Here is a 7,815-nt window from a genome sequence, read left to right as displayed (position 1 = left end):
GCCATGTGTGGGGGGTGTGTTTCGGTGGTCATAGCGTGAGGGAAACGCCCGGTTACTTTCCGAACCCGGAAGCTAAGCCTTACTGCGCCGATGGTACTGCATGCGGGAGCGTGTGGGAGAGTAGGACACCGCCGAACTCTTAGTAGGAGAAGCCCCGTTGGAGGGTGGCACAGCCACCACACCAACGGGGCTTCTTCATGCCCACACGCCGAAAGGGGCGTTTCCTTGAACCTGCTGTCAGAGGCGGCCTGTTGATTTGAGCGCGAGGTAGGTGTCGGCGAGAGCGGGTGCGAGTTCGGAGGGCAGCGCATCGACAACGACGACACCGTGCCGGCGGAGCCGGTCGGCCGTCTGTTTGCGCTCCAATTGCGTCCGTGCTGCCGCCGCAGCTCGGTAGACGGCATCGACATCGCCCCGTGAACCTGCCATTTCCGAGATAAGGGGGTCGGCGATCGACGCGACAAGGACCGTGTGGCGCTCTGTGAGAAGGGGGAGCACCGGAAGCAGACCGTTCTCGACCGGAGAGGTTTCCAGGCCGGTGAGCAGAATCAGAAGCGACTGGTGCCGGGCCATGCGGAGAGCTGTCGATGCCAGGGCGCGAGTGTCGGACTCGACGAGAGCGGGCTCGATCGGTGCCATCGCTGACACGAAGGCCGGCAGAACCTCATGTGCCGCACGTCCTTTGACCGTTGCTCGTGGCGCGCGGTCATAGGCCAGGAGGTCGATTCGGTCGCCGGCGCGCGAGGCCAGCGTCGCAAGGAGAAGGGCCGCGTCCATCGCGGTGTCCAGCCGGGGGGCGTCACCCACGCGGCCCGCTGACGTGCGGCCTGTGTCGAGCACGACGAGGATGTGGCGGTCACGTTCGGGACGCCAGGTGCGGACGGCGACTGTCGACTGCCGGGCTGTGGCACGCCAGTCGATGGACCGGGTGTCGTCTCCGGGGATGTAGTCGCGGAGGCTGTCGAATTCGGTGCCTTCGCCGCGGGTGAGGATGCTTGTACGGCCGTCGAGTTCGCGGAGCCTGGCCAGTTTGGCCGGCAGGTGCTTGCGGCTGTTGAAGGCGGGGAGTACACGCACCGTCCAGGGAACGGAGTGGCTTCCCTGGCGGGCGGCCAGGCCCAGTGGGCCGGACGAGCGGACCGTGATGCGTTCGGAGTGCCGGTCGCCGCGGCGGGTGGGATGCAGCACCGTGGTCAGCATGCGCTGTTCACCGGAGTCGATGCCCACCCGGTGGCGGCTTGCCGCTTCCGCCGAGCCCTCCGCCCAGCTGCTCGGCGGCCATGCATCCCGCACTTGGAGGCGGGCCGTGCGCCGGGTCGGGTTGGCGACGAGGACGTTCACGTACGCGTGTTCGCCGAGCCGAACTGACGTATCACCGGAACGTGTGAAGCGGAGTTGATTCACTGGCGCCGCGAGGGCGAGGTCGCAGAGGATCGCCATCAGCAGCGGGATTTCGACGACGAGCACGCCGGTCCAGCTGGGCAGCAGCAGCCCGACGAGGACGGCGCCGAGGGCGGCGCAGAGGGCTGTACGGCCGGTGAGTGCCATGAATCAGGGCTCGCCAATCAGCTCACTGAGATTCAACGGGGGACGGGGACATGGGCAAGGATCGAATTGATCACGCTGTCCGCTGTGACGCCTTCCATTTCCGCCTCGGGACGGAGTTGTACGCGGTGGCGAAGGGTCGGCAGGGCGAAGGACTTGACGTCGTCGGGGGTCACATAGTCCCGTCCCGTGAGCCAGGCCCAGGCGCGGGCGCTGGCGAGCAGAGCGGTGGCGCCACGGGGAGAGACGCCGAGCATGAATGAGGGGGAATCGCGAGTGGCACGGCAGATATCGACGACATAGCCCATGACCTCGGGTGCGACAGAGGTTTCGGCGACAGCTTTGCGTGCCGCCTCGAGCTCTGCCGGTCCGGCGACTGCGCTGACCCCCACACTGTCGAGATTCCTGGGGTCGAAGCCTTCGGCATGCCTGGTAAGGACGTTGACCTCGTCGTCTCGCGAAGGCAGTGGCAGGTTCAGCTTGAGCAGGAAGCGGTCCAGCTGAGCTTCCGGCAGGGGGTAGGTCCCTTCGTACTCGATCGGGTTCTGGGTGGCGGCGACGAGGAAGGGGTCCGGCAGCGCACGGGGAGTGCCGTCGACGGAGACCTGGCGCTCCTCCATGGCTTCAAGAAGGGACGCCTGCGTCTTGGGCGGCGTCCGGTTGATCTCGTCGGCGAGGAGGAGATTGGTGAAGACGGGGCCGGGCTGGAACGAGAACTCAGCGGTTCGGGCGTCGTAGATGAGTGACCCGGTGACGTCGCTGGGCATCAGATCGGGGGTGAACTGAAGGCGTTTGGTCTCGAGTTCGAGGGTGGCGGCGAGCGTCCGCACGAGTAGCGTCTTGGCTACGCCGGGCACGCCTTCGAGCAGCACGTGGCCGCGGCAGAGCAGCGCTACGACCAGTCCGGTCACGGCGGCGTCCTGGCCGACGACCGCCTTCGAGATCTCAAGCCTCAGGGCCTCGAGGGCGCTGCGGGCGCTGTCTGGCGAGGGGGCGCTCACTGGGTGCGTTCCTTCTCTGTAGATAGGCGGGTGACGGCAGCGGTGTCGCTGAGGCGCCGTTCCAGGTGGTCGAGTTCGTCGGCGAGCTGGATCAGTTCCGAGTCGGTCGTGGGGGCTGATCCGAAGAGGAGGGCGTGAAGGCGTGCGCCGGCACTGAAATCCGTACCGGTCGTGGCGGTCCCCTCCGGGCGGGTGCCCGGGCGGGCCGTTGCCGAGAGGGCGGGGAGCAGAGTCTGCGGGGAGTCGGCCTCTGCGGGGCTGACGCCGGCCAGGGAGGCGAGGCGTCCGCGCGTGGCGGAGCGCAGGGCATCGGCGGCGCGGTCTCGTGCGTTGGCCTGCCGGTACAGGCGGGCTCTGCCCTCGGTGGTCTCGGAGGCGCGTACGGAGACGGGGAGTTGTTCGGGCACCAGGGGCCCCAGACGGCGTGCACGCCACAGGGCGGCGAGTACGGCCGCGATCGACAGCTGAAGGGTGGCCCAGGTCCACCCTGCCGGTGCGAGGTCGAGGAAGCTGCGCTGTCCGCCCTGTTGAGCGGAAGTGTCGGCGGAGGACGGGAGGTACCAGACGAGATGCGGGCGGGAACCGAGCAGCTGGAGCATCAGGGAGGCGTTGCCGTGCTGGTCGAGTCGCTGGTTGTAGAGGGGTTCGGGTGTGCCGAGCAGCACGGTGTCGCCCTGGGCGCGGGCACGCCCGGGGTCGTCGTCCGGCTCGTCCGGGATTCTCAGCAGGGAGGGCAGCCCCTGGTGCAGGTAGCAGAGGTCGGCCTGGTCGTCGCTGACCGCGTAGCGAAGGCCGCCGATTTCGGCGTCGCCCGCCCGTTCGGCGGTCGGGAAGTCGCAATCAGGGGGCGTGGGCTGTGTGTTGGCAGGCGCCGCTGCCCTTGCGCCGCGCACCAGCGCCTTCGTCGGCGAGGGGCCGGGGGAGACGAGGACGGTCCGCCCGCCGCGTCCCAGCGCTCCACGCAGCTCCGCCGTCTGGTGCCGGCTGAGGGCATCCGGGTCGCTGACGAGGAGGGTCGTGCCGGGGTCGGCGGCCTTCGCGGCGTCGGCAGCGGTCGTGACGATCTTGGTGTCGACGCCTCGGTCCCGGAGCAACTGCGCGATGGCCTTGCTGCCGTTGGCGGACGTGGAACGCGGGTCGAGAAGTCCGTACTCGTCCGTGGAGCGCACCGCGGCGATGGCGATCCCCGCAATGGCGACAATCGCCGCGGCGAGCAGAAGTCCCCGGGTCCGCGTCCACAGCTGCCGGGCGGTGGGGGAGACAGAGGTGCCGGCCGGTTCGCTCAACTGCCTCCTCCCTCCGAGGCGTTGGGCTCGCCGCTCCGTGCGCCCTGTGCGACGAGGGTGCCCGTGGCGGCCTGTTCGTGGCCCGCTCCCCTGAGGAGGGGTTCGGCGCGCTGGAGGGCGGAGTCGAGTTCGCGAACGGCCTCGTATGCGGAGGCGTCCACGTCTCTGTTCGCGTACGTCACCTCGTCGAAGGCCCGGGCGGCGGACCGCAGTTCGTCCGCATGCCCGGGAAGCGCACGCCCGGCCTCGACGGCGGCTTCGTCCGCGGTGCGGCCAGGGCGGTGGTCGAGCAGGGCGCGTTCCTCGAGCGACCGGACCACGGCCCGCATCCGTTCCTGGAGCGCCTGGCTCCAGCGTTCGGCGGAGGCATGTGCCTCTGCTGCCGTGCGGTGTTCGGCCGCGCTGCGGGGGCCCTTGTCGAAGAGGGTTCCGCCGTCGGAGACCGGTCCTGGCCGAAGTGCGCCCAGCCGCAGCCGGACGGCGACGGCAAGGAGCACAACAAGCAGGGCGATGACGGTGAGCCCCAACCAGCCCCCGGGTGACGCTTGCGCCGCCGAGTTCAGCAGAGAACTGATGTGGTCCCACAGCCAGTCGAGGATGCGGTTGAGCAGACCGGGGTCGTCCCTGTGGTATTCGCCCCTGGACAGCTCCCGCTCGGCTGCTTCACGTGCGGGGATGCGCGGCGTGGTCACCGGTGGGCCGGCGTCGTCGGCGGGAGCCGCGAAGAGCGGGCCCACGGTCACGGCTGCTGCCGCGGTTGCCACATCCCCCGGCATCGGCTCAGCCCCCGGGAGTCGGGCGGTCGGACTTCGGGTCGCCGTAACCCGGGACACCTGCTGCGCGGGCGAGTTCGAGGTCGAGGGCCTCGCGGCGGATGCGCTGGTCGAGGTAGAGCAGGGCGGTGACCCCTGCGCGGATCGGGAAGGTGACGGTCGATGCGATGACAGCGCCGATACCAACGGCGATCAGGTAGGTCCAGCCCGTGGGCGGTGTTCCTTCGGCGAAGGCGGAGAGGCCCTGGCCGCTGGCGAACATTCCGACGAGCGTCGCGGGCATCTGGAGCACCGATGCGACGATGACGACCAGCACCGTTGCGAGCACCTGCACGCCGAAGACCCGCCACCAGCTGCCTCGGACGAGCTTCGCGGAGCGGCGCATCGCCGTGATGACACCTTGTTTCTCCAGCATCAGCGCAGGAGCAGCGAGGCTGAACCGGACCCAGATCCACACCGCTGCGACGAGACCCCCCAGCAGGCCGACGAGCAGCAGGGCGATGCCCAGAGCGCGGAAGCCGGCCGCCAGGAGCACGCCCCCGGGAGCGGCGCCGACGAACATTGCCAGGCCGACGAGCAGGGGAAGGAGGAACAACAGGCCGAGCAGACGCAGCAGTTGAGGGCGCGACTCCCGCCACGCCTCGCCGGTGGTGACGGAGCGGCCCAGCACGGCGCGGCTGATCACGATCGTCAGCATGGCGGTGGCGAACACCGTACCGAGGGTCTCGACGAGTGCGCGTACCCCGGTGAGCTGCACCGACCCGCCCATGGCATCCATGAACTCCTGGGCGCTGGGCTGCGGATCCCTGGACAGTGCGCTGAGGTCGGCTGCGTTCTCCAGCCACAGACCGTTGACGACGGTGGCCACGAACTGGACGACCACGGCGACGGCGAGAGAGATACCGAGGACGGTGCGCCAGTGTGCCCGCATGGTGGTCACGGCGCCGTCCAGTATCTCCCCCACTCCCAGCGGCCTCAGCGGGATGATCCCCGGTTTCGCCACGGGCGGCTGGTTCCAGTGGCCGCCCCAGTTGTCCCAGCCGGGGCGGCCGGGAGGTGGAGCGCCCCAGCCCGGGGCCTGCTGGGGAGGCGGTTGCTGCGCGGACCAGTTCCTCGGCGGATCGTTCGCGGGTGCCGGGTCCGGTGTGCTTCCGGGTACCTGGGCGGACTTCTCGCCGTCAGGCGAACGATCGGGGGAAGGAGATCCGGGCGAGGTCCAGCCCGGAGAGTCGTTCACTTGTCGTCACCTCGAGGTCTCGGTCGCTCGTCGCCTGACTGCCTGCCATCGTCCCACGCTTCGAAGGGCCGGCGGGCGGCCCCCGGCTTTCTCGGACCACCTTCAGAAGTCCAGGCCGCACGAGGCAGACTGTGCGAATGGCAGATCATGGTGTCCCGGTGGTGCGCTGGGCCGATACCCCCGAGGGGCCGGTTCTTGTGCTTCTCGACCAGACGAGACTGCCCGCCGAGGAGACCGAACTCGCCTGCCGGAACGCACAGGACCTGGTGGTGGCGATCCGGGCACTGTCCGTGCGGGGGGCGCCGCTGCTTGGTGTGGCCGGCGGTTACGGCGTCGCCCTCGCGGCGGCACGGGGCCACGATGTGGCCGACGCCGCGGACCGGTTGGCGTCAGCCCGGCCGACAGCGGTGAACCTCGCATCCGGGGTCCGCAGGGTTCAGCGTGCGTATCTGGCGGCGATCGATGAGGGAGCGGGTGCCGAGCACGCGGCGGCCGCCGCCCTCGCCGAAGCCAGGGCGCTGCACGCGGAGGACGCCGAGGCCAGCGAGCGGATGGCGCAGCTGGGCCACGGTTTGCTCGGTGACCTGGTCCGCGGGTCGCCGATGCGCCTGCTCACGCACTGCAACACAGGAATCCTGGTCTCCGGCGGCCGGGGCACGGCCTTCGCGGTCGTCTCGCAGGTGCACGCCGCCGGAGAGCTGCGCAGGCTGTGGGTCGACGAGACCCGGCCGCTGCTGCAGGGGGCACGGCTGACCGCGTACGAGGCCACCCGGGAGGGGATGCCCTTCAGCGTCCTCGCGGACGGTGCGGCCGGGTCGCTGTTCTCGGGCGGCGAGGTGGATGCGGTGCTGATCGGTGCGGACCGGATCGCGGCTGACGGCTCCGTGGCCAACAAGGTGGGGAGCTATCCGCTCGCTGTGCTCGCGCGGCACCACGGGGTGCCGTTCGTGGTCGTGGCTCCGGTGACCACCGTCGACCTGGCGACGACTCGGGGCGCCGACATCGTCGTCGAGCAGCGGCCGGCGGAGGAGGTGACGCATGTCTCTTCGCCGTACGCGCCGTACCATCCGGAGACACAGGGGGAGCGCGGCGGAGGCGGCGGTGGCATTCCCGTGGCCCCGACGGGGGCCGATGCCTACAACCCGGCCTTCGATGTGACCCCGCCGGAACTGGTGACGGCCATCGTCACGGAGCGGGGTGTGATCTCGCCCGTCACCAGCGAAACTGTCGCGGGGCTGTGTTCCCCGTCACGAACGACGAAGTCACGATGGGGTAGTGGGATGATGAACGCATGAAGGGACGCGTCCTTGTCGTCGACGACGACACCGCACTGGCAGAGATGCTCGGGATTGTGCTGCGCGGCGAAGGCTTTGAACCGTCGTTCGTCTCGGACGGTGACAAGGCACTCGCCGCGTTCCGCGAGACCAAGCCGGATCTGGTGCTGCTCGATCTGATGCTCCCGGGCAGGGACGGCATCGAGGTGTGCCGTCTGATCCGTGCGGAATCCGGGGTCCCGGTGGTCATGCTGACCGCCAAGACCGACACGGTGGACGTCGTGGTGGGACTGGAATCGGGTGCCGACGATTACATCGTCAAGCCCTTCAAGCCGAAGGAGCTGGTGGCGAGGATCCGCGCCCGGCTGCGGCGCTCGGACGACCCTGCGCCCGAGCAGCTGGCCATCGGCGATCTGGTGATCGATGTCGCCGGGCACTCCGTGAAGCGGGACGGGGTGTCCATAGCGCTCACGCCCCTCGAGTTCGATCTTCTTGTGGCGCTGGCCCGCAAGCCCTGGCAGGTCTTCACGCGTGAGGTGCTGCTGGAGCAGGTGTGGGGCTACCGGCATGCTGCTGATACGCGGCTGGTCAACGTTCACGTGCAGCGGCTGCGGTCCAAGGTCGAGCGTGATCCGGAACGGCCCGAGATCGTCGTGACGGTGCGCGGAGTGGGTTACAAGGCCGGGCCCGGCTGAGATG

General features: G+C 69.5%; 7 protein-coding genes and 1 rRNA gene. 3 read left to right on the top strand and 5 right to left on the bottom strand.

Annotated elements, in window-relative coordinates; all coding sequences use genetic code 11:
- Window positions 1-20 precede the first annotated feature (20 nt).
- A 5S ribosomal RNA gene (rrf, locus tag H180DRAFT_RS07990) occupies window positions 21-137 on the top strand.
- Between the two features lie 100 nt (window positions 138-237).
- Here rrf and H180DRAFT_RS07985 read toward each other — a convergent pair.
- From H180DRAFT_RS07985 to H180DRAFT_RS07965, 5 genes are read right to left on the bottom strand one after another with little or no spacing between them, the layout of a single operon-like run.
- Window positions 238-1,548, bottom strand: coding sequence for a DUF58 domain-containing protein (locus H180DRAFT_RS07985; RefSeq protein ID WP_055485241.1), 1,311 nt, complete (start codon window positions 1,546-1,548; stop codon window positions 238-240).
- Window positions 1,549-1,580: 32 nt separating this feature from the next.
- Window positions 1,581-2,546 (bottom strand): AAA family ATPase, encoded by a 966-nt coding sequence (locus H180DRAFT_RS07980; protein ID WP_055485240.1) that lies wholly within the window; start codon window positions 2,544-2,546, stop codon window positions 1,581-1,583.
- Window positions 2,543-3,832, bottom strand: a complete 1,290-nt coding sequence (locus H180DRAFT_RS07975; protein ID WP_055485239.1) for a DUF4350 domain-containing protein — start codon at window positions 3,830-3,832, stop codon at window positions 2,543-2,545. Before H180DRAFT_RS07975 ends, H180DRAFT_RS07980 begins: the two co-directional genes overlap by 4 nt.
- Window positions 3,829-4,575 (bottom strand): DUF4129 domain-containing protein, encoded by a 747-nt coding sequence (locus H180DRAFT_RS07970; RefSeq protein WP_074466679.1) that lies wholly within the window; start codon window positions 4,573-4,575, stop codon window positions 3,829-3,831. The genes H180DRAFT_RS07975 and H180DRAFT_RS07970 overlap by 4 nt, the downstream gene beginning before the upstream one ends.
- Window positions 4,576-4,612: 37 nt before the next feature.
- Window positions 4,613-5,842, bottom strand: a complete 1,230-nt coding sequence (locus tag H180DRAFT_RS07965) for a DUF7847 domain-containing protein (RefSeq protein WP_055485238.1) — start codon at window positions 5,840-5,842, stop codon at window positions 4,613-4,615.
- A 137-nt stretch (window positions 5,843-5,979) separates the two neighbouring features.
- Between H180DRAFT_RS07965 and mtnA the strand changes: the two genes are divergently transcribed.
- Together mtnA and mtrA are read left to right on the top strand one after the other, a co-directional pair.
- Complete coding sequence (gene mtnA, locus H180DRAFT_RS07960; RefSeq protein WP_074466678.1) at window positions 5,980-7,137, top strand: S-methyl-5-thioribose-1-phosphate isomerase; 1,158 nt, start codon at window positions 5,980-5,982, stop codon at window positions 7,135-7,137.
- Window positions 7,134-7,811 carry a two-component system response regulator MtrA gene (mtrA, locus tag H180DRAFT_RS07955; RefSeq protein WP_028436107.1) on the top strand — a complete coding sequence of 226 codons (678 nt, stop codon included), beginning with the start codon at window positions 7,134-7,136 and terminating at the stop codon, window positions 7,809-7,811. The genes mtnA and mtrA overlap by 4 nt, the downstream gene beginning before the upstream one ends.
- The last annotated feature ends 4 nt before the right edge of the window (window positions 7,812-7,815 follow it).

Source organism: Streptomyces sp. WMMB 322, assembly GCF_900090145.1.
Taxonomy (GTDB): Bacteria; Actinomycetota; Actinomycetes; order Streptomycetales; family Streptomycetaceae; genus Streptomyces.
Note: the sequence above shows the minus strand (reverse complement) of the source record. Positions and strands in the feature narration are given on the sequence as shown.

Bases quoted from the DNA above. Each gene is read 5' to 3' on its own strand.
- H180DRAFT_RS07985 (WP_055485241.1), bottom strand. From the start codon at position 1,548: ATGGCACTCACCGGCCGTACAGCCCTCTGCGCCGCCCTCGGCGCCGTC.
- mtnA (WP_074466678.1), top strand. From the start codon at position 5,980: ATGGCAGATCATGGTGTCCCGGTGGTGCGCTGGGCCGATACCCCCGAG.
- mtrA (WP_028436107.1), top strand. From the start codon at position 7,134: ATGAAGGGACGCGTCCTTGTCGTCGACGACGACACCGCACTGGCAGAG.